The sequence below is a fragment of the Streptomyces sp. NPDC058683 genome (genome assembly GCF_042716195.1).
Classification (GTDB): domain Bacteria; phylum Actinomycetota; class Actinomycetes; order Streptomycetales; family Streptomycetaceae; genus Streptomyces.
On the sequence record NZ_JBHXSK010000019.1, the window covers coordinates 52988 to 76824 of the forward strand.

At 72.0% G+C, this 23837-nt stretch carries 28 protein-coding genes; 21 read left to right on the forward strand and 7 right to left on the reverse strand.

Annotated features, from left to right (window positions below):
- Window positions 1-163: 163 nt before the first annotated feature.
- The 10 genes from hisD (at window position 164) to ACFWXC_RS21955 (ending at window position 7850) form a co-directional block, all read left to right on the forward strand.
- Window positions 164-1486 (forward strand): histidinol dehydrogenase, encoded by a 1323-nt coding sequence (gene hisD, locus ACFWXC_RS21910; RefSeq protein WP_384481026.1) that lies wholly within the window; start codon window positions 164-166, stop codon window positions 1484-1486.
- Entirely contained in the window at window positions 1483-2592 is a 1110-nt protein-coding gene (locus ACFWXC_RS21915; protein ID WP_384481028.1) for a histidinol-phosphate transaminase, read from the forward strand. Before hisD ends, ACFWXC_RS21915 begins: the two co-directional genes overlap by 4 nt.
- Entirely contained in the window at window positions 2589-3182 is a 594-nt protein-coding gene (gene hisB / locus ACFWXC_RS21920; RefSeq protein WP_365283146.1) for an imidazoleglycerol-phosphate dehydratase HisB, read from the forward strand. The genes ACFWXC_RS21915 and hisB overlap by 4 nt, the downstream gene beginning before the upstream one ends.
- Window positions 3183-3185: 3 nt before the next feature.
- Window positions 3186-3350: a hypothetical protein gene (locus ACFWXC_RS21925; RefSeq protein WP_384481030.1), complete on the forward strand. Its 165-nt coding sequence runs from the start codon at window positions 3186-3188 to the stop codon at window positions 3348-3350.
- A complete protein-coding gene (hisH, locus tag ACFWXC_RS21930) occupies window positions 3341-3991 on the forward strand; it encodes an imidazole glycerol phosphate synthase subunit HisH (RefSeq protein ID WP_384481032.1) in 651 nt (216 codons plus the stop codon). Before ACFWXC_RS21925 ends, hisH begins: the two co-directional genes overlap by 10 nt.
- The gene (priA, locus tag ACFWXC_RS21935) at window positions 3988-4713 is read left to right on the forward strand and encodes a bifunctional 1-(5-phosphoribosyl)-5-((5-phosphoribosylamino)methylideneamino)imidazole-4-carboxamide isomerase/phosphoribosylanthranilate isomerase PriA (RefSeq protein ID WP_384481033.1); all 726 of its coding nucleotides are present in this window, start codon (window positions 3988-3990) and stop codon (window positions 4711-4713) included. The genes hisH and priA overlap by 4 nt, the downstream gene beginning before the upstream one ends.
- Complete coding sequence (locus ACFWXC_RS21940; protein WP_384481035.1) at window positions 4710-5108, forward strand: RidA family protein; 399 nt, start codon at window positions 4710-4712, stop codon at window positions 5106-5108. The genes priA and ACFWXC_RS21940 overlap by 4 nt, the downstream gene beginning before the upstream one ends.
- Window positions 5105-5860, forward strand: coding sequence for an imidazole glycerol phosphate synthase subunit HisF (gene hisF, locus ACFWXC_RS21945; RefSeq protein ID WP_384481037.1), 756 nt, complete (start codon window positions 5105-5107; stop codon window positions 5858-5860). Before ACFWXC_RS21940 ends, hisF begins: the two co-directional genes overlap by 4 nt.
- Before the next feature lie 138 nt (window positions 5861-5998).
- Window positions 5999-6589, forward strand: a complete 591-nt coding sequence (locus tag ACFWXC_RS21950) for an ArsR/SmtB family transcription factor (protein WP_384481039.1) — start codon at window positions 5999-6001, stop codon at window positions 6587-6589.
- Window positions 6590-6605: 16 nt separating this feature from the next.
- Window positions 6606-7850 carry an MFS transporter gene (locus ACFWXC_RS21955; protein ID WP_384481041.1) on the forward strand — a complete coding sequence of 415 codons (1245 nt, stop codon included), beginning with the start codon at window positions 6606-6608 and terminating at the stop codon, window positions 7848-7850.
- Window positions 7851-7856: 6 nt separating this feature from the next.
- Here ACFWXC_RS21955 and ACFWXC_RS21960 read toward each other — a convergent pair whose 3' ends face one another.
- Complete coding sequence (locus tag ACFWXC_RS21960; protein ID WP_384481042.1) at window positions 7857-8255, reverse strand: VOC family protein; 399 nt, start codon at window positions 8253-8255, stop codon at window positions 7857-7859.
- A gap of 9 nt (window positions 8256-8264) precedes the next feature.
- Window positions 8265-8900, reverse strand: coding sequence for a TIGR03085 family metal-binding protein (locus ACFWXC_RS21965; protein ID WP_384481043.1), 636 nt, complete (start codon window positions 8898-8900; stop codon window positions 8265-8267).
- Window positions 8901-8982: 82 nt separating this feature from the next.
- On the opposite strand from ACFWXC_RS21965, the gene hisI reads away from it, so the two are divergent.
- The 11 genes from hisI (at window position 8983) to lgt (ending at window position 18003) form a co-directional block, all read left to right on the forward strand.
- On the forward strand, window positions 8983-9387 hold the full coding sequence (hisI, locus tag ACFWXC_RS21970) for a phosphoribosyl-AMP cyclohydrolase (RefSeq protein WP_384481044.1): 405 nt from the start codon (window positions 8983-8985) through the stop codon (window positions 9385-9387).
- 11 nt (window positions 9388-9398) lie between these two features.
- Window positions 9399-10886: an anthranilate synthase component I gene (locus tag ACFWXC_RS21975; protein WP_384481046.1), complete on the forward strand. Its 1488-nt coding sequence runs from the start codon at window positions 9399-9401 to the stop codon at window positions 10884-10886.
- 51 nt (window positions 10887-10937) lie between these two features.
- A complete protein-coding gene (locus ACFWXC_RS21980; RefSeq protein ID WP_384481047.1) occupies window positions 10938-11582 on the forward strand; it encodes a TIGR02234 family membrane protein in 645 nt (214 codons plus the stop codon).
- Between the two features lie 268 nt (window positions 11583-11850).
- Window positions 11851-12111, forward strand: a complete 261-nt coding sequence (locus ACFWXC_RS21985) for an HGxxPAAW family protein (protein WP_384481049.1) — start codon at window positions 11851-11853, stop codon at window positions 12109-12111.
- A gap of 77 nt (window positions 12112-12188) precedes the next feature.
- The gene (locus ACFWXC_RS21990; RefSeq protein WP_384481051.1) at window positions 12189-12635 is read left to right on the forward strand and encodes a DUF2752 domain-containing protein; all 447 of its coding nucleotides are present in this window, start codon (window positions 12189-12191) and stop codon (window positions 12633-12635) included.
- A 155-nt stretch (window positions 12636-12790) separates the two neighbouring features.
- Window positions 12791-13600 (forward strand): indole-3-glycerol phosphate synthase TrpC, encoded by an 810-nt coding sequence (trpC, locus tag ACFWXC_RS21995; protein ID WP_384481053.1) that lies wholly within the window; start codon window positions 12791-12793, stop codon window positions 13598-13600.
- Window positions 13601-13621: 21 nt separating this feature from the next.
- Window positions 13622-13789: a tryptophan biosynthesis modulator TrpM gene (trpM, locus tag ACFWXC_RS22000; RefSeq protein ID WP_189947481.1), complete on the forward strand. Its 168-nt coding sequence runs from the start codon at window positions 13622-13624 to the stop codon at window positions 13787-13789.
- A 134-nt stretch (window positions 13790-13923) separates the two neighbouring features.
- Entirely contained in the window at window positions 13924-15207 is a 1284-nt protein-coding gene (gene trpB, locus ACFWXC_RS22005; protein WP_384481056.1) for a tryptophan synthase subunit beta, read from the forward strand.
- On the forward strand, window positions 15204-16022 hold the full coding sequence (gene trpA, locus ACFWXC_RS22010) for a tryptophan synthase subunit alpha (RefSeq protein ID WP_384481058.1): 819 nt from the start codon (window positions 15204-15206) through the stop codon (window positions 16020-16022). The genes trpB and trpA overlap by 4 nt, the downstream gene beginning before the upstream one ends.
- A gap of 87 nt (window positions 16023-16109) precedes the next feature.
- Window positions 16110-16886, forward strand: coding sequence for a DsbA family protein (locus tag ACFWXC_RS22015; RefSeq protein WP_384481060.1), 777 nt, complete (start codon window positions 16110-16112; stop codon window positions 16884-16886).
- Between the two features lie 91 nt (window positions 16887-16977).
- A complete protein-coding gene (gene lgt / locus ACFWXC_RS22020) occupies window positions 16978-18003 on the forward strand; it encodes a prolipoprotein diacylglyceryl transferase (RefSeq protein ID WP_384481062.1) in 1026 nt (341 codons plus the stop codon).
- A gap of 334 nt (window positions 18004-18337) precedes the next feature.
- Here lgt and ACFWXC_RS22025 read toward each other — a convergent pair whose 3' ends face one another.
- Genes ACFWXC_RS22025 through ACFWXC_RS22045 form a run of 5 tightly spaced genes read right to left on the reverse strand, consistent with a single transcriptional unit; the run spans window position 18338 to window position 23835 of the window.
- A complete protein-coding gene (locus ACFWXC_RS22025) occupies window positions 18338-19159 on the reverse strand; it encodes an HpcH/HpaI aldolase/citrate lyase family protein (protein ID WP_384481064.1) in 822 nt (273 codons plus the stop codon).
- The gene (locus tag ACFWXC_RS22030; RefSeq protein ID WP_384481066.1) at window positions 19156-20358 is read right to left on the reverse strand and encodes a CaiB/BaiF CoA transferase family protein; all 1203 of its coding nucleotides are present in this window, start codon (window positions 20356-20358) and stop codon (window positions 19156-19158) included. Before ACFWXC_RS22030 ends, ACFWXC_RS22025 begins: the two co-directional genes overlap by 4 nt.
- Complete coding sequence (gene rbsK / locus ACFWXC_RS22035) at window positions 20355-21248, reverse strand: ribokinase (RefSeq protein WP_384481068.1); 894 nt, start codon at window positions 21246-21248, stop codon at window positions 20355-20357. The genes ACFWXC_RS22030 and rbsK overlap by 4 nt, the downstream gene beginning before the upstream one ends.
- A complete protein-coding gene (locus tag ACFWXC_RS22040; RefSeq protein WP_384481070.1) occupies window positions 21245-22672 on the reverse strand; it encodes an ADP-ribosylglycohydrolase family protein in 1428 nt (475 codons plus the stop codon). Before ACFWXC_RS22040 ends, rbsK begins: the two co-directional genes overlap by 4 nt.
- A complete protein-coding gene (locus ACFWXC_RS22045) occupies window positions 22660-23835 on the reverse strand; it encodes an ADP-ribosylglycohydrolase family protein (protein ID WP_384481072.1) in 1176 nt (391 codons plus the stop codon). The genes ACFWXC_RS22040 and ACFWXC_RS22045 overlap by 13 nt, the downstream gene beginning before the upstream one ends.
- Between the last annotated feature and the right edge of the window lie 2 nt (window positions 23836-23837).

The following is a 23837-nucleotide window of genomic DNA, read 5'->3' on the forward strand; positions in this document are numbered from 1 at the left end:
CCCGCTCCGTCACCTCTCGAACACAAGAAGTGAGGGTGATCTTCCGGGTTCCGGCCAGGCTATGTACCGGCCGTCGGCTCACGTTCTGTATCAGCCATTGATACGCGCGAACGGGCCCCGAGTGCCGTCTGAGAGAATTGAGCCTGTGCTCCAACATTTCCCTATGGCTCGTATCGATCTGCGCGGCGATGCCCTCCCCGAGGGACTCGCCCTGCGCGACCTGCTGCCCCGAGCCGACTTCGACGTCTCGGCCGCCCTGGAGAAGGTGCGTCCGATCTGCGAGGCCGTGCATCATCGGGGCGACGCGGCGCTGATCGACTTCGCCGAGAAGTTCGACGGGGTCACCCTGAAGCAGGTGCGGGTGCCTGCCGAGGCCCTGGCCAAGGCGCTGGAGGAGCTGGACCCGGCCGTGCGCGCGGCCCTGGAGGAGTCCGTCCGGCGCGCCCGTCTGGTCCACCGCGAGCAGCGCCGTACGAGCCACACCACCCAGGTCGTGCCGGGCGGGTCCGTGACCGAGAAGTGGGTGCCCGTGGAGCGCGTCGGGCTGTACGCGCCCGGCGGACGGTCGGTCTACCCGTCCTCGGTGGTCATGAACGTGGTGCCCGCGCAGGAGGCCGGCGTCGAGTCCATCGCGCTCGCCTCCCCGCCGCAGGCCGAGTTCGAGGGCCTGCCGCACCCGACGATCCTGGCCGCCTGCGCCCTGCTCGGCGTCGACGAGGTGTACGCGGCCGGCGGTGCCTCCGCCGTCGCGATGTTCGCGTACGGCACCGAGTCCTGCCCGCCCGTCACCATGGTCACCGGCCCCGGCAACATCTGGGTCGCCGCCGCCAAGCGCTACTTCACCGGCCGGATCGGCATCGACGCCGAGGCCGGCCCCACCGAGATCGCGGTCCTCGCGGACGCCACCGCCGACCCGGTGCACGTCGCCGCCGACCTGATCAGCCAGGCCGAGCACGACCCGCTGGCCGCCGCCGTCCTGGTCACCGACTCCGTCGAGCTCGCGGACGCGGTGGCCAAGGAGCTGGAGCCGCAGGTCACGGCCACCAAGCACGTCGACGACCGGATCGTCCCGGCGCTTAAGGGCAGGCAGTCCGCGATCGTCCTGGTCGACGGCGTCGAGGAGGGCCTGCGGGTCGTCGACGCGTACGGCGCCGAACACCTGGAGATCCAGACCGCGGACGCCGCGGCGGTGGCCGACCGGGTCCGCAACGCGGGCGCGATCTTCGTCGGCCCCTGGGCGCCGGTCTCCCTCGGCGACTACGCCGCCGGGTCCAACCACGTGCTGCCCACCGGCGGCTGCGCCTGCCACTCCTCCGGGCTGTCCGTGCAGTCCTTCCTGCGTGGCATCCACATCGTCGACTACACCGAAGACGCGCTGGCCGAGGTCGCGCACCACGTGGTCACGCTGGCGGAGGCGGAGGACCTGCCGGCACACGGCGCGGCGATCAAGGCGAGGTTCGGGTGGAAGGTACCGGCGAGCAAGTGAACTTCGGAATCGACGATCTCCCCGTACGGGACGAGCTGCGCGGCAAGTCCCCCTACGGCGCGCCCCAGCTGGACGTCGCCGTACGGCTGAACACCAACGAGAACCCCTACCCGCTGCCCGAGCCGCTGGTCGAGCGGATCGCCGAGCGGGTGCGCGAGGCCGCCCGGGACCTGAACCGCTACCCCGACCGGGACGCCGTCCAGCTCCGCACCGAGCTGGCCAGGTACCTGACGAAGACCGGCAACCACCCGCTCACCATCGAGAACGTCTGGGCGGCCAACGGCTCCAACGAGGTCATCCAGCAGCTGCTGCAGACCTTCGGCGGACCGGGCCGTACCGCACTCGGCTTCGAGCCGTCGTACTCGATGCACTCGCTGATCGCGCGCGGCACCGGCACGGGCTGGATCTCCGGTCCGCGCGAGGCCGACTTCACCATCGACACCGAGGCCGCCACCCGCGCGATCGCCGAGCACCGGCCCGACGTCGTGTTCGTCACGACCCCCAACAACCCCACGGGCAACGCGGTGCCGGCCGAGACCGTCCTCGCGCTGTACGACGCGGCCCAGGCGGCCCGGCCGTCCATGGTGATCGTCGACGAGGCGTACATCGAGTTCAGCCACGGCGCCTCGCTGCTGCCGCTGCTCGAAGGTCGGCCGAATCTCGTCGTCTCCCGGACCATGTCGAAGGCGTTCGGCGCGGCCGGCCTGCGCCTCGGCTATCTCGCCGCGCACCCCGCGGTGGTGGACGCCGTACAGCTCGTCCGGCTGCCGTACCACCTGTCGGCGATCACCCAGGCGACCGCGCTGGCCGCCCTGGAGCACACCGACACCCTGCTGAAGTACGTCGAGCAGCTGAAGACCGAGCGGGACCGGCTGGTCGCCGAGATGCGCGCGCTCGGCCTGGAGGTCACCGAGTCCGACGCGAACTTCGTGCAGTTCGGGCGGTTCGAGGACCCCCACCGGGCCTGGCAGGGGATCCTCGACCGCGGGGTCCTGGTCCGCGACAACGGCGTGCCCGGCTTCCTGCGGGTGTCCGCCGGAACCCCCGAAGAGAACGACGCGTTCCTCGACGCGGTACGTGAAGTCAAGAAGGAGCTGGACGCATGACCCGCGTAGGGCGCGTGGAGCGCACCACCAAGGAGACCTCGGTCCTCGTCGAGATCGACCTCGACGGCACCGGGAAGACCGACATCGCCACCGGCGTCGGCTTCTACGACCACATGCTCGACCAGCTCGGCCGGCACGGTCTGTTCGACCTCACCGTGAAGACCGACGGCGATCTCCACATCGACTCGCACCACACCATCGAGGACACCGCCCTCGCCCTCGGCGCCGCCTTCAAGCAGGCGCTCGGCGACAAGGTCGGCATCTACCGCTTCGGCAACTGCACGGTCCCGCTGGACGAGTCCCTCGCCCAGGTCACGGTGGACCTGTCCGGCCGCCCGTACCTCGTGCACACGGAGCCGGAGCACATGGCCCCGATGATCGGCGAGTACGACACCACCATGACCCGGCACATCCTGGAGTCCTTCGTGGCCCAGGCCCAGGTCGCCCTGCATGTGCACGTGCCCTATGGGCGCAACGCACACCACATCGTGGAATGCCAGTTCAAGGCGCTCGCCAGGGCGCTGCGCTACGCCTCCGAGCGCGACCCGCGCGCGGCCGGCATCCTCCCCTCGACGAAGGGCGCTCTGTAAGCCATGAACGGGCTCAACACCCTGCTGATCGTCGTCGGCCTCTTCCTGGTCGGCGGAATCATCTCCTTCGTCAAGCAGAAGATGCCCACCAGCCTGATCGTGCTGCTCTCGATAGGAGCCGCGATGTGCCTGGTGGCGGGCATCATGAGGCTGGAGGTGTGGAATTGAGCGGATCCGCGAAAAAGGTCGTTGTCTTCGACTACGGCTTCGGGAACGTCCGCTCCGCCGAGCGGGCGCTCGCCCGCGCCGGGGCCGACGTCGAGATAACCCGTGACTTCGACAAGGCGATGAACGCGGACGGGCTGCTGGTGCCCGGCGTCGGCGCCTTCGCCGCCTGCATGGAGGGCCTGCGCGGGGCCCGCGGGGACTGGATCATCGGCCGGCGGCTGTCCGGCGGACGGCCGGTGATGGGCATCTGCGTCGGCATGCAGATCCTGTTCGCGCGCGGCATCGAGCACGGCGTGGAGACCGAGGGGCTCGACGAGTGGCCCGGCTCGGTCGAGCCGCTCCAGGCCGAGATCGTGCCCCACATGGGCTGGAACACCGTGGACGCACCGGCCGGCTCCGAGCTGTTCGCGGGCCTGGACACCGACGCCCGCTTCTACTTCGTGCACTCCTACGCCGTCCAGGACTGGTCGCTGGAGACGCACAACGCCTCGCTGCGGGCCCCGCTCGTGACCTGGTCGACGCACGGCAAGCCGTTCGTGGCGGCCGTGGAGAACGGCGCCCTGTGGGCCACCCAGTTCCACCCCGAGAAGTCCGGCGACGCCGGCGCCCAGCTCCTCACCAACTGGATCGGAACACTGTGAGCAAGCTCGAACTCCTCCCCGCCGTCGACGTCCGCGACGGCCAGGCCGTCCGCCTCGTGCACGGCGAGTCGGGAACCGAGACCTCCTACGGCTCCCCGCTGGAGGCCGCCCTCGCCTGGCAGCGGTCGGGCGCCGAGTGGCTGCACCTGGTCGACCTGGACGCCGCGTTCGGCACCGGCGACAACCGCGAGCTGATCGCCGAGGTCGCCGGGGCGATGGACATCAAGGTGGAGCTCTCCGGCGGTATCCGGGACGACGCCTCGCTGGCGGCCGCGCTGGCCACCGGCTGCCGCCGGGTGAACCTCGGCACGGCCGCCCTGGAGAGCCCGGAGTGGGTCGCCAAGGTCATCGCCGAGCACCGTGACCAGATCGCGGTGGGCCTGGACGTCAAGGGCACGACCCTGCGCGGCCGCGGCTGGACCCGCGACGGCGGTGACCTCTACGAGACGCTGGCCCGCCTCGACCAGGAGGGCTGCGCACGCTACGTCGTCACCGACATCGCCAAGGACGGCACCCTCCAGGGCCCGAACCTGGAGCTCCTGAAGAACGTCTGCGCGGCGACGGACCGGCCGGTCGTGGCCTCCGGCGGCGTGTCGTCGCTGGACGACCTCCGCGCGCTGGCCGAGCTGGTACCCCTCGGTGTCGAGGGCGCCATCGTCGGGAAGGCCCTCTACGCCAAGGCGTTCACCTTGGAAGAAGCACTGGAGGCAGTGTCCCCGTGAGTGAGCTGCGACGTGTCACGACGGGCGCGCCCTGGGAGGACGCCTTCGGGTACTCCCGCGCGGTGGAACTGCCCAACGGCCTGGTGCTGGTCTCCGGCTGCACCTCCATAGTGGACGGCGAGATCGCCGGGGGCGGCCCCTACGAGCAGACGGTCAACTCCTTCAACGTCGCGTTCGCGGCGCTGGGGCAGCTGGGCCTCGGCCGTGACGATGTGGTGCGGACACGTATGTACGTCACCCACGCCCGGGACGTGGACGATGTCGGACGCGCCCACAAGGAGCTGTTCGACTCCGTCCGGCCCGCCGCGTCGATGATCATCGTCTCCGGCTTCGTGGACCCCAGCCTGGTCGTCGAGGTCGAGGTGGAGGCGTACCGAGGGGAGGCCACGGCATGACCCTGGCGGTCCGAGTCATCCCCTGCCTGGACGTGGACAACGGCCGGGTCGTCAAGGGCGTCAACTTCCAGAACCTGCGGGACGCGGGCGACCCGGTCGAGATGGCCAAGGTGTACGACACGGAGGGCGCCGACGAGCTGACCTTCCTGGACATCACGGCGTCCTCCGGAGACCGCGAGACCACCTACGACGTGGTGCGCCGCACCGCCGAGCAGGTCTTCATCCCGCTGACCGTCGGCGGCGGGGTGCGCACGGCCGAGGACGTCGACAAGCTGCTGCGGGCGGGCGCCGACAAGGTGGGCGTCAACACGGCCGCGATCGCCCGCCCGGACCTGATCCGGGAGATCGCGGAACGCTTCGGCCGCCAGGTCCTGGTCCTGTCGGTGGACGCCCGCCGCACCCCCGCAGGCACCTTCGAGGTCACCACCCACGGCGGCCGCCGCGGCACCGGCATCGACGCGGTCGAGTGGGCGCACCGGGCCGCCGAGCTGGGCGCGGGGGAGATCCTGCTCAACTCGATGGACGCGGACGGCACCAAGGACGGCTACGACCTGGAGATGATCGCGGCGGTCCGCAAGCACGTCACCATCCCGGTCATCGCCTCCGGCGGCGCGGGCCGGCTGGCCGACTTCGCCCCGGCCGTCGGAGCGGGTGCGGACGCCGTCCTCGCCGCCTCCGTCTTCCACTTCGGCGACCTGCGGATCGGCGAGGTGAAGCAGGCGCTGCGCGAGGCGGGACATCCCGTGCGGTGACGCTGCGCTGAGGCCTTGGCCCCGGTGCCCTCGACGGGCGCCGGGGCCTTTTGCCGTCCTGATGCATCCCTAGATACGAAAGAGAAGTTGCGCAATATATATTGCGCAACTTCTCTTTCGTATCTAGGGTCGGTGGACATGACAGGCAGGGAGAGGGATCGCAGGATCACGGACCTGGGCACGCTCAAGGCGCTTGCGCATCCGCTGCGGATGAGGCTGGCGCGTGCCCTGAACGTTGCGCGGGTCGCCACCGCGTCGCAGCTCGCCGAACAGGTCGACGAGGCTGTCTCGCTGGTCAGCTATCACCTGCGCAAGCTGGCCGAGCACGGTCTCATCGAGGAGGCGGAGCCACAGAGCGCGGACGGCAGGGAGCGGTGGTGGCAGCCCGCCTCCGACGGCGTGAGCATCCGCGACGAGGACTTCCGCGACGCCCCGGAGAAGGCGGCCGCCCTCACCGCCGCCAGCAGGCTCTTCTTCGAACAGCGTGCCGACATGTACCGCCGCTTCCTCGACGAGCGTGCCCACTGGGGCGAGCCCTGGAACGCCGCGGCCCAGTCCTCCGAGTCGAGCATGCGCCTGACGGCGGACGAACTCACCGCACTCAACAAGGAGATGCTCGCCGTCCTGCGCAAGTACGAGGAGCAGGGCCGGGCCGCCGACGCCGCAGGTGACACCGCGGGCCGCGAGAACGTCGCGGTGCACACGTACGGCTTCCCCTTCCGCGTCTGAGAGGACCGCCCGCCCCGTGACCGCCACCGTCGTCCCCTCGGCCACCACCCCCACCGGCCGGCCCGCCCACCGCGACCCCAACGTGCTGCGCTGGCTCGGCGCCTACACCTCCTCCATGGTCGGCGACAGCGTCTACTACATCGCCCTGTCCTGGGCCGCCGTCCAGGGCGGTTCACCCGCGCAGGCCGGGGCCGTGATGGCCGTCAGCGCGCTGCCCAGGGCCGTGCTGATGCTGTTCGGCGGGGTGATCGCCGACCGGTTCGGGCCGCGCCGGGTCGTCATCGCCAGCGACGCGGTGCGCTGCGCGGCCGTCCTCGCCGTGGCCGCACTGCTCTTCCTGACCAGCCCCGGCCTGTGGCCGCTTGCCGCGCTCGCCCTGGTCTTCGGCACCGTCGACGCCGTGTTCATGCCCGCCGTGGGTGCGCTGCCCGCGCGCGTCACGAGCCGCGACCAGCTCGCGCGCGTGCAGGGCCTGCGCGGCCTCGCCCTACGCGTCGCCTCCATCCTCGGCGCCCCGCTCGGCGGTCTCGGTGTGGCACTCGGCGGCGCCGCGGCCGCCTTCGGCCTCGCAGGCCTGCTCATCGCCGTATCGGTGCCCCTGCTGATGTCCCTGCGGGTCAGGGAACTCCCGGTCGGTGACCGCACGGCCGCCACCCCCTGGCAGGACCTGCGGGCCGGCCTCGCCTACGTCCGCCGCCATCGCGTCCTGGCCCCGCTGATGCTGGCCATCGCCCTCGGCGACCTGGGTTTCGTCAGCCCCCTCAACGTCGGGCTCACCCTGCTCGCCGACCGGCGCGGCTGGGGTGCCGCCGGGGTCGGCTGGGTGGTCGCCGGGTTCGGGGCGGGCGCCGGGGCCGCCTCACTCCTGCTGACCGTCCGGGGCCGGCTGCCGCGTGCCGGGCTGGTCGCCGGGTACACCATCCTCGCCGGATCGGTCGCGATCGGCGCCCTCGCCTTCGTGCCCGGCCTCGCCGGTGCCGTCGGTGTGGCCCTGCTGATCGGTCTGCTCGCCGGCCTCAGCGGCGCGATGTGCTCCGCGCTGCTGCAGACCCAGGCCGACCCCGCCTACCTCGGCCGGGTCACCGCCGTCTCCAGCCTGATCAGCCTGGGCCTGACCCCGCTGAGCATGCCCTTCGCGGCCGCCGGCATCGGCGCCTTCGGACCCGGCCCGGTGTACGTCGTCAGCGCCGTCGTCTGCGGGCTCGGCGGGGTCGTCGCGCTGGCCGTGCCGGGGCTGCGGCGGGCCGAGCTGCCCCGCTGAGGTGCCTCAGCCCTTCGGCTGGGTCAGCTGGATCAGGTTGCCGACCGTGTCGTCGAGGACGGCCGCGATCACCGGGCCCTGTTCCTGCGGTTCGTGCGTGAACCGGACACCGAGCAGCCGCAGCCGCCCGTACTCCGCGTCGATGTCGTCCACCGAGAAGACGATCGCCGGGAGCCCGGCGTCGTACACCGCCCTGCGGTACGGCTCGGCGATGGGGCCCTGGCCGGGCTCCAGCAGCAGCTGGAGATCCTGCTGGGCGCCCTCGGGCGCGCCGACCGTGACGAACAGGGTGCCGCCGCCCAGGTCGAGACTGGCGCGGGTCTCGAAGCCGAGGACGTCCGTGTAGAAGGCGTGCGCCTTCGTGACGTCGTCGACGTACACACTGGTCATCGCGACCTTGATCATGGATGGCTCCTAGATGCCCAGCTGCTTGGACTCGTGCAGCTTGGCGATCGCGTTCTCGTCGCCGTCCACCTCGACCTTCGCCGCGTTCTGCCGGCCGAAGGCGAACATCAGCAGCTCGGAGGGTTCGCCGGTCACCGTCACCACCGGGGCGCCGCGATGGGCGACGGCCGTCTGGCCGTCCGGACGGCGCAGCACCAGGCCCGTCGGCACCCCCCTGCCCAGCAGCCGGGCGGTGCGCTCCAGACGGGACCACAGGGCGTCCTGGAAGACGGGGTCCAGCTCGCGCCGCGCCCAGTCCGGCTGGGCGCGGCGGACGTCCTCCGTGTGGACGTAGAACTCCACCGTGTTGGCCGCCTCGTCGACCTGCTTCAGCTGGAACGGCGAGAACCGCGGCGGGCCGGTACGGATCAGCTGGATCAGCTCCTCGTACGGCTTCGCGGCGAACTCGGCCGTCACCTTCTCCAGGCGTGGCGCGAGCTGCTTGATCAACGCGCCCCCGGCCGCGTCCGGCCGGCGCTCGCGCACCACCACGTGCGCGGCCAGATCCCGGGTCACCCAGCCCTCGCAGAGGGTCGGCGCCTCGGGACCGGCGGTCTCCAAGAGGTCGGCGAGCAGAAGCCGTTCACGCTTGGCGAAGGTCGACATGGAGCAAGCCTACGACCCCACGCACGGTCCGGACAGTGGACACGGTCCGTGACTGTCGGTGCCGCGCGGCACAATGGCACCCATGACCAGTACGACCGGTACGCCCCCGCCCAGCGGCCTCGCCCCGGAGATCGCCGCCCGCCTCAAACGCAGCGCCGACGGCCTCCTCCCCGCCATCGCCCAGCAGTACGACACGGGCGAGGTACTGATGCTCGGCTGGATGGACGACGAGGCGCTTCACCGCACCCTCACCACCGGCCGCTGCACCTACTGGTCGCGCAGCCGCCAGGAGTACTGGGTCAAGGGCGACACCTCCGGCCACTTCCAGTGGGTCAGGTCCGTCGCCCTCGACTGCGACGCCGACACCGTGCTGGTCAAGGTCGACCAGGTGGGCGCCGCCTGCCACACCGGCGACCGCACCTGCTTCGACGCCGACGTGCTCCTCAAGGACGGCGCCGATTCCGGCGTCCCGGCCTCCGATCAGTAAGGTCTGCCGCCATGGACCTCGAGACCTTCCGCAAGCTGGCGACCGACCGGCGTGTCATCCCGGTCACCCGCAAGCTCCTCGCCGACGGCGACACCCCGGTCGCGCTCTACCGCAAGCTCGCCGCCGAGCGCCCCGGCACCTTCCTGCTGGAGTCCGCCGAGAACGGCCGCACGGCATACCAATGGTCTCGCTACTCCTTCGTGGGCGTCCGCTCCTCGGCCACTCTCACCACCCGTGACGGCCAGGCCCACTGGCTCGGCGTCCCGCCGGTCGGCGTGCCCGTCGACGGCGACCCGCTGGCCGCCCTGCGCGCCACCATCGAGGCTCTGCACACCCCGCGCGCGGAGGATCTGCCCCCGTTCACCGGCGGTATGGTCGGCTATCTGGGCTACGACATCGTGCGCCGCCTGGAGAAGATCGGCCCGGGGGAGCGGGACGACCTCCAGCTGCCCGAGCTGACCATGCTCCTCACCAGCGACCTCGCGGTGATGGACCACTGGGAGGGCTCGGTCCTGCTGATCGCCAACGCGATCAACCACAACGACCTCGACACCGGTGTCGACGAGGCCTACGCCGACGCGATCGCCCGTCTCGACGCCATGGAGGCCGACCTCTCCCGCCCGGTCGCCCAGCCCCCGGCCGCCCTGCCCCCCTCCGAACTCCCCGAGTACACGGCCCTGTGGGGCGGTCCCGACTTCCAGGTCGCGGTCGAGGACATCAAGGAGCGCATCCGCGCGGGCGAGGCCTTCCAGGTCGTCCCCTCGCAGCGCTTCGAGACCCCGTGCACGGCGAGCGCCCTGGACGTCTACCGGGTCCTGCGGGCCACCAACCCGTCCCCGTACATGTACCTCCTCCGCTTCGAGGGCTTCGACGTCGTCGGGTCGTCCCCGGAGGCCCTGGTCAAGGTCGAGGACGGGCGGGCCATGGTCCACCCCATCGCCGGCACCCGGCCGCGCGGGGCCACCCCGCGGGAGGACCAGGACCTCGCCGACGAGCTGATGGCCGACCCCAAGGAGCGCGCCGAGCACCTGATGCTCGTCGACCTCGGGCGCAACGACCTGGGCCGGGTCTGCGAACCGGGCTCCGTCGAGGTCGTCGACTTCATGTCCGTCGAGCGGTACTCGCACGTCATGCACATCGTCTCGACGGTCACCGGAAAGGTCTCCGAGGGCCGCACCGCCTTCGACGTCCTCACCGCCTGCTTCCCGGCCGGCACCCTCTCCGGCGCCCCCAAGCCCCGGGCGATGCAGATCATCGACGAACTGGAGCCGTCCAGAAGGGGGTTGTACGGCGGCTGCGTCGGCTACCTCGACTTCGCCGGCGACTCCGACACCGCCATCGCCATCCGTACCGCCCTGCTGCGGGACGGCACGGCGTACGTCCAGGCGGGCGCGGGCATCGTCGCCGACTCGAACCCGGTCGCCGAGGACCAGGAGTGCCGCAACAAGGCGGCGGCGGTGCTGCGCGCGGTGCACACGGCCAACAGACTGGGCAAGTAGGGCGCTTCTCACCCAACCCCGGGTGACCGTTCGCCCGGGGTTCAAGCCATAGTGGAGTACGTGACTGCTGCTCCTCACCCCCGTTCCCAAGACGCCGCGCACGCCGGGTCCGGCCGCCGCAGCCTCGCCGTCGCGCTGTTGTTCGGTGCGCTCGGCGCGGCCGTGGCCCTGCTGTCCAGCCGGCAGCGCTGGGCGGAGGGCACCGCGACGGTGGCCGGCGGCGCCTTCCCGCTGACCGCGAAGGGCAGCGACGTCACGGGCGTCCCCGCGGCCCTCGCCATAGTGGGCCTCGCCGCGCTCGTCGCCGTCTTCGCCGTCCGCCGGGCCGGCCGCTTCCTGGTCTCCGGGCTCCTCGCGCTCTCCGGCGCCGGCATCGTCGCCGCCGCCCTGGCGGGCGCCTCCGACGGCTCCGCACTGGACGAGAAGGCCGCCGAGGCCAGCGGCGACACCTCCGCCACGGTCGCCGCGCTCAGCCACACCGGCTGGCCGTACGTCGCCGCGGCCGGCGGTGCGCTCATCCTGGTCGCCGGGCTGCTCGCGCTGCGCTACGGCCGCCTCTGGCCCGCCATGTCCGGCCGCTACGAGCGCGGCACGGGTGCGGAGCGGCCGCGCCGCGCGCCGAAGCCGGTCGACCCGGACCGGCCCGAGGACATCTGGAAGGCCCTGGACCGGGGCGAGGACCCTACGGGAGCGTGAGCGCTCCGCTGGGGGGCGCCGCGATGAGTTGTTCGGTCGTCTGCGGCGCGGTTGTGGCTGGTCGCGCCCACGCGGTGGCAGCCGCACATCGAACACGGCCCCGCGCCCCTTATGGGGCGCTGTACCCGATGTGGCGAATCAGACGCCACCCCCGCTCACGGCAGGCGTGTGCGTACGGGACAATGGAGGACGAGCGTCCGGAACGGACCCGTACGAGCGCGGCCACGGACGGCACGTACGACACGCACCAGCTAACGAGGAGCAAGTCATGGCGGGCAGCAGCCACGGTCACACCCCGGCCGCCTGGACCGGCGTCACCATCGCCTTCATCGGTTTCTGCGTCGCGGGCGCCTTCATGGTCATGGCCCAGCCGGTGGGCTTCTGGGCCGGCATGGTGATCGTGGTCCTCGGTGGCGTCGTCGGCATGATCATGCGGGCCATGGGCCTCGGTATGCCGAAGCAGACCGCCCTGGTGACGCGCACGGCCCCGGCCGCCGCCCCCCGCGAGCCGGTCGCCGCCGAGAGCTGATCCCCAGCGCTTCCCGAGGGGCGTCCCGAGAACATCGGGACGCCCCTCGCGCGCGTGCGGCGACCGTACGGGGCACAATGCGAGGCGTGAACGCCGACACTCCCCGCGCAGCCGCCCCGGCCCCGCCCTCCCTGCGAGGACGGCTGGCCGTGCCCGCGGGGGTACTGGCCGCCGCCGTCGGGGCCTTCGCCTACGTCGGCACGGTCGACCCCAACCAGCCCGGCCACTACCCGGTCTGCCCCCTCTACCGGCTCACCGGCCTGTACTGCCCCGGCTGCGGCGGCCTGCGCAGCGCGCACGCCTTCGTCCACGGCGACTTCCTGGCCGCGCTGCGGGACAACGCGGCGGGCGTGGCCGCCTATCTGGCCTTCGCCGTGGTGTGGACCGTCTGGGTGGCGCGCGCGGTACGCGGCCGCCCCGCCCGGATCGAGCTCAGGCCGGTGCCCATGTGGACCCTGGGCGCCTTGGTGCTGGTTTTCACCGTTGTCCGGAACCTGCCCTTCGTCGGCTGGTTGCATCCTTGATCAACTGGCGAACGCCCAGGTAGAGAGGACCGCCGTCGGCCGGATGCGAGGTCGGCGCCTTCCTGCGGATACCATCGATGTGACCATGGGTTTTGACCCGCGTGGGTTTTGACTCGCTCGGAAGAATCGTCCGGAACCGGAAGGGGACCGCTCGCGTGAGTGTGCTCGACGAGATCATCGACGGAGTCCGTGCCGACCTCGCGGAGCGGCAGGCGCGCGTCAGCCTCGACGAGCTCAAGGAGCGCGCGGCGAAGGCGCCCGCCGCCAAGGACGGCGTGGCCGCCCTGCGCGGCGAAGGCGTCAAGGTGATCTGCGAGGTCAAGCGCTCCAGCCCGTCCAAGGGCGCGCTGGCCGCGATCGCCGACCCGGCCGGGCTCGCCGCGGACTACGAGGCGGGCGGCGCGGCCGTCATCTCGGTCCTGACCGAGCAGCGCCGCTTCGGCGGCTCGCTGGCCGACCTGGAGGCGGTCCGGGCCCGCGTGGACATCCCGGTCCTGCGCAAGGACTTCATCGTCACGTCGTACCAGCTGTGGGAGGCCCGGGCGTACGGCGCCGACCTCGCGCTGCTGATCGTCGCCGCCCTCGAGCAGCCGGCCCTGGAGTCGCTGATCGAGCGTGCCGTCTCCATCGGCCTCACCCCGCTCGTCGAGGTGCACGACGAGGACGAGGTCGAGCGCGCGGTGGACGCGGGCGCCAAGGTGATCGGTGTCAACGCGCGCAACCTGAAGACCCTGGAGGTCGACCGCTCCACCTTCGAGCGGGTCGCCCCGGAGATCCCCGACACCGTCGTCAAGGTCGCCGAGTCCGGTGTCCGCGGCCCGCACGACCTGATCGCCTACGCCAACGCGGGCGCCGACGCGGTCCTGGTCGGCGAGTCCCTGGTGACCGGCCGCGATCCCAAGTCGGCGGTGGCCGACCTGGTGGCGGCGGGCGAACATCCGGCACTGCGCCACGGCCGCCCTTGATCACCCGGTAGGCTGACGCCGATGACTCTCACCGTGACGACCGTGGACCGGTACGCCCGCCTCGCGCGCGGCTGCCGCCCGAGGGGCTGCCGAGCCCCGGCGCGCAGGGTGCATGGCCGCCGGGTCCGCTACGTCATCGGTGATGAGCCCGGTCAGGTGAACGGACGTCGATGGCAGCGCGCCCTTTAGGGGCGCGGGGCTGTATCTGATGTTGCGACTCCGTCGCGCGAACGCGATCAGCCACTGACGGCGGTCAGTCGACAGACAACCCCACGCCCCACGGCGAATAGTGTCGTTCCACACACTCACCGTGAGGTTTCCGCATGCCCAGCGACTACTTCTTCCCCGCCCCAGAAGGCCAGGTGCCCTCCCCGGAGGGCTACTTCGGCGCCTTCGGCGGCAAATTCATCCCCGAGGCCCTCGTAGCCGCCGTGGACGAGGTCGCCGTCGAGTACGACAAGGCCAAGCACGACCCCGAGTTCGCCCGCGAGCTCGACGACCTGCTCGTCAACTACACCGGCCGCCCCAGCTCCCTCACCGAGGTCCCCCGCTTCGCGGAACACGCAGGTGGCGCCCGGATCTTCCTCAAGCGCGAGGACCTCAACCACACCGGCTCCCACAAGATCAACAACGTGCTCGGCCAGGCCCTGCTCACCAGGCGCATGGGCAAGACCCGGGTGATCGCGGAGACCGGCGCCGGCCAGCACGGCGTGGCGACGGCCACCGCCTGTGCGCTGTTCGGCCTCGACTGCACCATCTACATGGGCGAGATCGACACCCAGCGCCAAGCCCTCAACGTGGCCCGGATGCGCATGCTCGGCGCCGAGGTCATCTCCGTGAAGTCCGGCAGCCGCACCCTGAAGGACGCCATCAACGAGGCGTTCCGCGACTGGGTGGCGAACGTCGACCACACCCACTACCTCTTCGGTACGGTCGCCGGCCCGCACCCCTTCCCGGCCATGGTCCGCGACTTCCACCGGGTCATCGGCGTCGAGGCCCGCCGCCAGATCCTGGAGCGGGCCGGCCGGCTCCCCGACGCGGCGATCGCCTGTGTCGGCGGCGGCTCCAACGCCATCGGCCTCTTCCACGCCTTCATCCCCGACGAGGGCGTTCGCCTCATCGGCTGCGAGCCCGCGGGGCACGGCATCGAGACCGGCGAGCACGCGGCCACCCTCACCGCCGGCGAGCCCGGCATCCTGCACGGCTCCCGGTCCTACGTCCTCCAGGACGAGGAGGGCCAGATCACCGAGCCGTACTCGATCTCGGCCGGTCTCGACTACCCGGGGATCGGCCCGGAGCACTCCTACCTCAAGGACTCCGGCCGCGGCGAGTACCGCGCGGTCACCGACGACGCGGCCATGCAGGCCCTGCGCCTGCTGTCCCGCACCGAGGGCATCATCCCGGCCATCGAGAGCGCCCACGCTCTCGCCGGCGCCCTGGAGGTCGGCAGGGAACTCGGCAAGGACGGGCTGATCGTCATCAACCTGTCCGGGCGCGGCGACAAGGACATGGACACCGCCGCGCGCTACTTCGGGCTGTACGACACCGACGCCGAGGTCGCCGCCGACGCCACCGCCACCGCCGAGATCGAGGGGGACGCCAAGTGAGCGGGAACATTCAGCTGCTGTCCGACACCCTCGCGGGTGCCAAGGCCGAGGGCCGGTCCGCGCTCATCGCCTACCTCCCGGCCGGGTTCCCGACCGTGGCCGGCGGCGTCGAGGCCATCAAGGCCGTCCTGGACGGCGGCGCGGACGTCGTCGAGGTCGGGCTGCCGCACAGCGACCCGGTGCTCGACGGTCCGGTCATCCAGACCGCCGACGACATCGCCCTGCGCGGCGGCGTCAAGATCGCGGATGTCATGCGCACGGTCAAGGAGGCCTACGCGGCCACCGGCAAGCCGATCCTCGTCATGACGTACTGGAACCCCATCGACCGCTACGGCGTCGAGCGCTTCACCGCCGAGCTGGCCGAGGCGGGCGGCGCGGGCTGCATCCTGCCCGACCTGCCCGTCCAGGAGTCGGCCCTGTGGAGGGAGCACGCCGAGAAGCACGACCTCGCGACCGTCTTCGTGGTGGCGCCGAGCAGCAAGGACGAGCGGCTCGCGCAGATCACGGCGGCCGGCAGCGGCTTCGTCTACGCGGCCTCCCTGATGGGCGTCACGGGCACCCGGGAATCGGTCGGCGCACAGGCCCAGGACCTGGTGGAACGCACCCGGGCCACCGGCAGCGGGCTGCCCGTCTGCGTCGGCCTCGGTGTCTCCAACGCGGCCCAGGCCGCCGAGGTCGCCGGCTTCGCCGACGGTGTGATCGTCGGCTCGGCCTTCGTGAAGCGGATGCTGGACGCGCCGGACGACGCGGCCGGCGTGGCGGCCGTCCGGGAACTCGCCGCTGACCTGGCGAAGGGCGTGCGCGGCCAGGCGTAACGGAACAGCACACCACACTCGATCACTCGAACGGGTGGTCCTGGGACCGGGGAGGCGCGGTGCGCCTCCCCGGTTCGTTCTGGTGGTGTGAGCGAGAAGAATCGTGACGGAAAGCGGACGGCCCGCGAGCGGATCGCAGCCGACCGCGAGAAGCAGCAGTCCGCGGAGAAGCGACGGCGCGCGCTGATCGTGGGCGCGAGCGTCGTCTGCGTCCTGGGCCTGGCGGCGGTGATCGGCGTGGTCGCGGCGAACGCGGGCAAGGACAAGGGCGGCGAGAGTTCGGGCCCGGTCGTGGCGCCCTCGGGCGCGCAGGGCAAGGACGGCCTTGCGATCCCGGTCGGCAAGGACGACGCCAAGGCGACGCTCACCATCTGGGAGGACTTCCGCTGCCCGGCCTGCCAGGCCTTCGAGACGGCGTACCGCCCGACACTCCACGAGCTGGCCGACTCCGGCAAGCTCAGAATCGAGTATCACCTGGTCACGCTGATCGACGGCAACCTCGGCGGCAGCGGCTCCCGGAACGCGGCCAACGCGGCGGCCTGCGCCCAGGACGCCGGGAAGTTCCGCGACTTCCACGACGTGCTGTACGAGAACCAGCCGAAGGAAACCGACGACGCCTTCTCGAGCAACGACAAGCTGATCGAGCTGGCCGGCAAGGTTCAGGGCCTGGATACGCCGACGTTCCAGAAATGCGTCAAGGACGGCAAGCACAACGCCTGGGTCGTGAAGTCCAACGAGGCCTTCGAGGCGGCCAAGTTCGGCGGCACCCCGACCGTTCTGCTCGACGGCAAGAACATCTACCAGGACCAGACCATGACCCCGGCCAAGCTGAAGCAGCTCGTGGAGGACGCCGACAAGGGGTGAGCGGGGTAAGCATTTCTCACGCCCCTGTTATGGAGCCGTAGCCGGGCTGGTTGCCGTCGGCCCGGTCCGGCACGGTAGCGTCGACCCTGCCATGGAATATCTTGCCTACATTCCCAGCCCTTCGCGCGGAGTGATCCATCTCGGTCCCATTCCGCTGCGCGGCTACGCCTTCTGCATCATCATCGGTGTCTTCGTAGCCGTCTGGCTCGGAAACAGGCGCTGGATCGCCCGGGGCGGGCGGGCCGGCACGGTGGCCGACATCGCCGTCTGGGCCGTGCCGTTCGGCCTGGTCGGCGGGCGTCTGTACCACGTGATCACGGACTACGAGCTGTACTTCAGCGAGGGCCGTGACTGGGTCGACGCGTTCAAGGTGTGGCAGGGCGGCCTCGGCATCTGGGGTGCGATCGCGGTCGGCGCGCTGGGCGCGTGGATCGGCTGCCGGCGCCGGGGCATCCCGCTGCCGGCCTACGCCGACGCCATCGCCCCCGGCATCGCCTTCGCCCAGGCGATCGGCCGCTGGGGCAACTGGTTCAACCAGGAGCTGTACGGCCGCGAGACGCATCTGCCGTGGGCCCTGCACATCACGTCCTCCGAGGGCGGCCGGGTCCCCGGCTACTACCACCCGACCTTCCTCTACGAGTCGCTGTGGTGCATCGGCGTCGGTTTCCTCGTCATCTGGGCCGACCGCCGCTTCAAGCTGGGACACGGGCGGGCGTTCGCGCTGTACGTCGCCGCGTACTGCGTGGGCCGCGGCTGGATCGAGTACATGCGCGTCGACGACGCCCATCACATTCTCGGCCTGCGGCTCAACGACTGGACCGCGATGATCGTGTTCCTGCTCGCGGTGCTGTACATCGTGCTCTCCGCGAAGAAGCGGCCGGGCCGGGAGGCGGTGGTCGAGCCGGGCGTCTCCGACGGGGAGACCGACGGTACGGGCGACGCCGCCGAGGCTGCTGAAGCAACGGAGGCTTCCGAGGCGGAGGCTCCCAAGGCGGAGGCTTCCGAGGACGAGGCCGAAGCCGAGCACGAGGCTGAAGCCGAAGCCGAGGATGAAGCCGAAGCCGAGGATGAGGCCAAAGCCAAGGACGAGGCCGGGTCGGCGACCAAGAAGAGCTGACCTGCCGCGATACGACGAAGAGGGCGCCCGGGACGGAACCGGGCGCCCTCTTCGCGTACCAGCCGACGGGTCCCGGCGAGTCCGGCACCGCCGGACACCGCCGCGGGGGTGCTCGCCGTTGCGGCGGAAGAAGTTCGCCGGCGAGGAAATCCACCGGCGAAGGACCGGCGAAGGGCCGGAGAAGGGATCGCCGGCGGAAGGAACTCACCGGGGTAGGGGCCGACGGGGATCAGCGGCTGGGAGCCGGGAGATGTCAGCGGTGGCTCGGCAGGTGGGTCTGCGGGGTGTCGATGTCAGCGGTGGTTCGGCAGGTGGGTTTTGCGGGGTGTCGATGTCAGCGGCGGTTCAGGAGGGAGAGGGTTCTGCGGGCTGTTGCCACTACCGCCGCGTCGATGAAGCTGCCGTCCGGGAGGGCCTGGGCGCCCTGTTCCGTGGTGGCCGCCTTGAGGATCTTCTCGGCCTGTTCCAGTTCGGCCTGCGTGGGGAGGTAGGCCCGTTCGATGATCGGGAGCTGGCGGGGGTGGATGGCGGCGCGGCCCAGGAAGCCCAGGGCGCGGCCGTGGGCGCAGGAGGTGGCGAGGCCCTTGAGGTCGCGAGTGTCGGGGTGGACCGACTGGGGCGGTGGGGCGAGGCCCGCGGCCCGGGCGGCGACCACGATCCGCGAACGGGACCAGTCGAGGCCGATGTCGTCGCATACGCCCAGGTCGGCCTGTAGGTCCGCCTCCCCGAGCGAGATCCCCCGCAGGGCGGGGTGGGCGGTGGCGATGGCGTAGGCGTGCTCGATGCCGAGGGCCGATTCCAGGAGGGCGTAGAGGGGGAGGGCGGTGGTCCGGGCCGCGACGTGGTGGATGTCGTCGGGGCCGGTCACCTTGGGGAGCCGCAGGCCGGCCAGGCCGGGCCGGCCGAGCAGGGCCTGGAGGTCGGCCGCGGCCCAGGGGGTGTCCAGGCTGTTGATCCGGACGTGCACCGGCACCGGCTGCGGGTGGCCCAGGAGGTCGGCGGTGGCGGCGCGGGCGCAGTCCTTGCGGTCGGGGGCGACGGCGTCCTCGAGGTCGATCACCACCACGTCCGCGCCGGAGACCAGCGCCTTGGCGACGACATGCGGCCGGTCACCGGGGACGTACAGCCAGGTCAGCGGGAAGGGGGCGGTGGTCATACGGCGCCCTCCTCGCGCAGGGCCAGCAGCTGGGCCGGGGTCAGGCCCAGTTCGGTGAGGACCTCGTCGGTGTCGGCGCCGTGCGGACGGCCGGTCCAGCGGATCGCGCCGGGGGTGGAGGAGAGCCGGAAGAGGACGTTCTGCATGCGCAGCGGGCCCAGTTCGGGGTCGGGGACGGTGGTGACCGTGTCCAGCGCCAGGTACTGCGGGTCGTCCAGCACGTCCCGTACGTCCTGGATGGGGGCGACCGCCGCCTCCGCCTTCTCGAACTCGGCCAGCACCTCGGCGCGGGAGCGGGTGGCGATCCAGTCGCCGACGGCCGCGTCGAGGACGTCGGAGTGCGCGGCCCGGTCGGCGCCGGTCGCGAACCACGGCTCGTCGATCAGCTCAGGGCGCCCGACCAGCCGCAGTACGCGTTCCGCGATCGACTGGGCCGAGGTGGAGACGGCGACCCAGGTCCCGTCCGCCGTGCGGTAGGTGTTGCGCGGGGCGTTGTTGGCGGAGCGGTTGCCGGTGCGTGCCTGGACGTAGCCGAGCTGGTCGTACCAGGTGGGCTGGGGGCCGAGGACGGTGAGGATCGGCTCGATGATCGCCATGTCGACGACCTGGCCCTCGCCGGTGCGGTCCCGGGCGGCGAGCGCGGTCATCACGGCGTACGCGGTCGCCAGCGCCGCGATGGAGTCGGCGAGCCCGAACGGCGGCAGCGTGGGCGGGGCGTCCGGTTCGCCGGTGATCGCCGCGAAGCCGCTCATCGCCTCGGCGAGGGTGCCGAAGCCGGGCCGGTGGGCGTAGGGGCCGAACTGGCCGAAGGCGGTGACCCGGGTCAGGATCAGCCGGGGGTTGGCGGCGGAGAGTTCCTCCCAGCCGAGGTCCCACTTCTCCAGGGTGCCGGGCCGGAAGTTCTCCACGATCACGTCGGCGGTGGCGGCGAGCCGGAGCAGCGTGGCGCGGCCGCCGGGCTTGGACAGGTCGAGGGTGATGGTGCGCTTGTTGCGGCCGAGCAGCTTCCACCACAGGCCGACGCCCTGCTTGGCCGGGCCGTGCCCCCGGGAGGGGTCGGGTTTGGTGGGGTGCTCGACCTTGACGACCTCGGCGCCGAAGTCACCGAGCAGGGTGGCGGCGAGGGGGCCGGCGAAGAGGGTGGCGAGGTCGAGGACGCGCAGACCGGCGAGGGGCTGGGGCTGTGTTGTCGTACTCATGCGGTGTACTGGGCCTCGATCTCCTGACGGTACGGCATGGACGTCGACGCCCCCTCCCGCTGCACGGCGAGCGCGGCCGCGGCCGCCGCCCAGGACAGGGCCTCCCGGATCGGTTTCTCCTCGGCGAGGGCGACCGCGAGGGCGCCGACGAAGGTGTCGCCCGCGCCCGTCGAGTCGACGGCGGTCACCCGGGGCGCCGGGATGACGAGGGGCGCGGCGTCACGGGTGAGGTAGAGGCAGCCGGCGGCGCCCAGGGTGACCACGACCTGTGGCACCAGGCCGAGCAGGGCGGCGGCCGCGTCGCGCGGGTCGGCGCGGTCGGTGAGGACGGCGGCCTCGCGCTCGTTGGGCACCAACAGGTCGATGTTGTCGAGGAGTTCGGAGGGCAGGGATCGGGTGGGGGACGGGGTGAGGATGGTCCGGACGCCGTGCCGTCGGGCTGCCTGCGCACCGGCGACGACCGCGGGCAGCGGGATCTCCAGCTGGAGCAGGAGGGTGTCGGCGGAGGCGATGACGCCCTCGTCGCCGGGGGCGAGATGGTCGACGGTGCCGTTCGCGCCGGGGATCACCACGATCGCGTTGCCGCCCTCGTCGTCCACGACGATGTGCGCGGTGCCGGAGGCGCACTCGATCGTGCGCAGCGAGTCGGTGTCCACGCCGGAGTGTTCGAGGGTCTCCCGCATCCGGGCGCCGTAGGCGTCGTGGCCGACCGCGCCGATCATCGAGACGGTGGCGCCGGCGCGGGCGGCGGCGATCGCCTGGTTGGCGCCCTTGCCGCCGGGGATCGTACGGAACTCCCGTCCCGTCACGGTCTCGCCGAGCTGCGGGGCCTTCTCGACGTACGCGACGAGGTCCATGTTCGTGCTGCCGAGTACGGCGATGTGGGTCATGGGCGGGTCGCCTCCAGGTGGGTGAGGTGGGCGAGGGTGTCGAAGCCGGTGCCGTCGAAGCCGGCGACGGAGGTGGCGAGTCGGTTCTTGAGCGGGGTCGTCCAGCGGTCGGGGAGGGCGTCGGGGTCGCCGGCGAGCAGCCCGGCGACGGAGCCGGCCGTCGCGCCGTTCGAGTCGGTGTCCCAGCCGCCGCTCACCGCACGGCAGACCGAGCCGGTGAAGTCGCCGTCCGCGTGGGTGAGGGCGGCGGCGATCAGCGCGGTGTTGGGGATGGCGTGCACCCAGTGGTGGGTGGGGGAGTGGGTGCGGTGGAGTTCCGCCACGACCGTCTCGAAGTCCTCGTGGGTCTCGGCCAGCCGGATCGCCTGGTCGATCGCCTGGGCCAGGCGGGACCGGGGCGGGATCACCGTGCGGCCGGAGCGCAGGCAGGCGTGGACGTCGTGGGTTCCGCCGGCGGCGGTGGCGATGGTGGCCGCCGTGAACATCGCCGCGTAGACGCCGTTGGCCGTGTGGGTGAGGGCGGCGTCGCGGTGGGCCTGCTCGGCCGCGGCGGCCGGGTCGCCGGGGTTGGTCCAGCCGTGCACGTCGGCGCGGATCAGGGCGCCGATCCACTCGCGGAAGGGATTGCGGTGGCGGGCGGTGTGCGGGGGTTCGACGCCGGTGAGGAGGTTGCGGTAGGCGATGCGCTCGGCGGTGAAGGTACGGCCGGCGGGGAGCTCGTCGAGCCAGAGGGCGGCTACGTCGCTGGTGGTGAAGCCGCGGGTGTGGCGCTGGAGCAGGAGGAGGTTGAGGAGGGGGTAGTTGAGGTCGTCGTCCTCGGGCATGCCGTCGATGTTCTCGACGAGGGAGGTGCCGGCGGAGCGGCGGTTCCAGGGGTGGGCGGCGAGGAGGTCGTCGGGGACGCCGTGGGCGGTGAAGTAGTGGTTCAGGGGCCAGTTGCCGGTGGCCTGGGCGAGTTCGCGGATGGCGTGAAGGGGGAGCTTCTCGACGGGTTTGCCGAGCAGACAGCCGACGGCTCGGCCTAGCCAGGCGGCGTGGTAGGCGCGGGGGGTGGGCAGCGCCCCGTAAGGGGCGCGGGGAACTGCGCGATCAGCCACATCGCACCCGCAGTCGCACGACGGCCTGCACCGCCCTCCCCGGTGGGCGTTCGGCCACTCCGGACACAACGCCTTGATCGCTGCCAGATCCGTCGGCTCGTTCAACCTGCTCGGCAGGTCCGCGAGTTCGTCGAGGAGGTCCTCCGCCAGCTGGCGGAGGTAGCGGGACACCCGGTCCGGTGACGCGCCCGCCCGGTCCGGCGCGTCCGCGCCCCCCGCCGCCTTCCAGCGCGCCGCGACCGCGCCGGGCTCCCGGCCGTCCTGCCGGGCCTGGCGGATCTCATGGCCCAGCAGATCCTCCGGCTGGACCCAGGTCAGGCGGAGCATCCCGCGCCCCCGAGGCGAGCGATGGACTCCTCGTGGGCCCGCCGGAGGCCCGTGTCGCGGGTGAAGATCTCCCTGGTCACGGCGGTCAGCGTGCGCGGCGGCTCCCAGAGGTCGAGGCGGCTCGCCTCGGCGACCCGCTTCGACCACTCCTCCGGCACGGCGGAGCCCATCGCACCGGCGATCGCGCCCGCCATCGTCGCGATCGAGTCGCAGTCCCGGCCGTAGTTGACGGAACCGAGGACGGCGTGGCGGTAGTCGCCGTCGGCCACCAGCAACATGCCGAGTGCGACGGGGAGTTCCTCGATCGCGTGCAGGCGGGAGGGGCGGCGGGCGCCGAGGGAGGGAGCGCGGTAGTCGGGGCCGACCGTGTCGTAGGGGGTGACCGCCTCCCGGAGGGGGGTGAGGGCCGACTCGAAGTCGGTGTGGTGCGCGGCCACTTCACAGACGGCTTCGATCGCCGTTCGCGTGCCGTCCTTCGCCAGGGACAGGCACGCGGTGACGACCGAGTCCGGCGTGGCGCCCGGCGTGGCCGCCGCCGCCACCGCCGCCGCGAAGACGCCCGCCGCCTCCCTGCCGTACGACGACTGGTGGGCGCCGGCGACGTCCAGGGCCTCGGCGTACGCGGCCCGCGGGTTCGCCGCGTTGACCAGGCCGACCGGGGCCATGTACATCGCCGCACCGCAGTTGACGATGTTGCCGGTGCCGGCCTCGCGGGGGTCGACATGGCCGTAGTGCAGGCGGGCGGCCAGCCACTTCTCGGCGAGGAAGACCCGCTGGAGGGGGATGGTCTCGGTCTCCAGCTCCGGGATCCAGCGGGGGTTGGTCATCAGGTCGGGGACCAGGTGGTCGGCGATCGCGTACGCGTCGAGGTGGTCGCGGACGCGGTCGTACACCCGTACCAGCGCATGGGTCATCAAGGTGTCGTCGGTGACGTGCCCGTCGCCCTTGTGGTACGGGGCGAGGGGGCGGGCGGTGCGCCAGGCGTCGCCGTTCCAGGGGCCGACGATGCCGTGCACGCGGCCGCCGTGGCGTTCGAGGATCTGGTCGGGGGAGTAGCCCTCGACCGGACCGCCGAGGGCGTCGCCGACGGCGGCTCCGACGAGCGCTCCGGTGATCCGCTCGTCGAGCGAAGCTCCGGCGCTTTCTTCTCCTTTGGGCGTCATGC

Coding starts and splice junctions, on each gene's coding strand:
- hisD (WP_384481026.1), top strand. CDS start 164: ATGGCTCGTATCGATCTGCGCGGCGATGCCCTCCCCGAGGGACTCGCC.
- hisB (WP_365283146.1), top strand. CDS start 2,589: ATGACCCGCGTAGGGCGCGTGGAGCGCACCACCAAGGAGACCTCGGTC.
- ACFWXC_RS21925 (WP_384481030.1), top strand. CDS start 3,186: ATGAACGGGCTCAACACCCTGCTGATCGTCGTCGGCCTCTTCCTGGTC.
- hisF (WP_384481037.1), top strand. CDS start 5,105: ATGACCCTGGCGGTCCGAGTCATCCCCTGCCTGGACGTGGACAACGGC.
- ACFWXC_RS21950 (WP_384481039.1), top strand. CDS start 5,999: ATGACAGGCAGGGAGAGGGATCGCAGGATCACGGACCTGGGCACGCTC.
- ACFWXC_RS21960 (WP_384481042.1), bottom strand. CDS start 8,255: ATGATCAAGGTCGCGATGACCAGTGTGTACGTCGACGACGTCACGAAG.
- ACFWXC_RS21965 (WP_384481043.1), bottom strand. CDS start 8,900: ATGTCGACCTTCGCCAAGCGTGAACGGCTTCTGCTCGCCGACCTCTTG.
- hisI (WP_384481044.1), top strand. CDS start 8,983: ATGACCAGTACGACCGGTACGCCCCCGCCCAGCGGCCTCGCCCCGGAG.
- ACFWXC_RS21975 (WP_384481046.1), top strand. CDS start 9,399: ATGGACCTCGAGACCTTCCGCAAGCTGGCGACCGACCGGCGTGTCATC.
- ACFWXC_RS21985 (WP_384481049.1), top strand. CDS start 11,851: ATGGCGGGCAGCAGCCACGGTCACACCCCGGCCGCCTGGACCGGCGTC.
- ACFWXC_RS21990 (WP_384481051.1), top strand. CDS start 12,189: ATGCGAGGCGTGAACGCCGACACTCCCCGCGCAGCCGCCCCGGCCCCG.
- trpM (WP_189947481.1), top strand. CDS start 13,622: ATGACTCTCACCGTGACGACCGTGGACCGGTACGCCCGCCTCGCGCGC.
- trpB (WP_384481056.1), top strand. CDS start 13,924: ATGCCCAGCGACTACTTCTTCCCCGCCCCAGAAGGCCAGGTGCCCTCC.
- lgt (WP_384481062.1), top strand. CDS start 16,978: ATGGAATATCTTGCCTACATTCCCAGCCCTTCGCGCGGAGTGATCCAT.
- ACFWXC_RS22025 (WP_384481064.1), bottom strand. CDS start 19,159: ATGACCACCGCCCCCTTCCCGCTGACCTGGCTGTACGTCCCCGGTGAC.
- ACFWXC_RS22030 (WP_384481066.1), bottom strand. CDS start 20,358: ATGAGTACGACAACACAGCCCCAGCCCCTCGCCGGTCTGCGCGTCCTC.
- rbsK (WP_384481068.1), bottom strand. CDS start 21,248: ATGACCCACATCGCCGTACTCGGCAGCACGAACATGGACCTCGTCGCG.
- ACFWXC_RS22040 (WP_384481070.1), bottom strand. CDS start 22,672: ATGCTCCGCCTGACCTGGGTCCAGCCGGAGGATCTGCTGGGCCATGAG.
- ACFWXC_RS22045 (WP_384481072.1), bottom strand. CDS start 23,835: ATGACGCCCAAAGGAGAAGAAAGCGCCGGAGCTTCGCTCGACGAGCGG.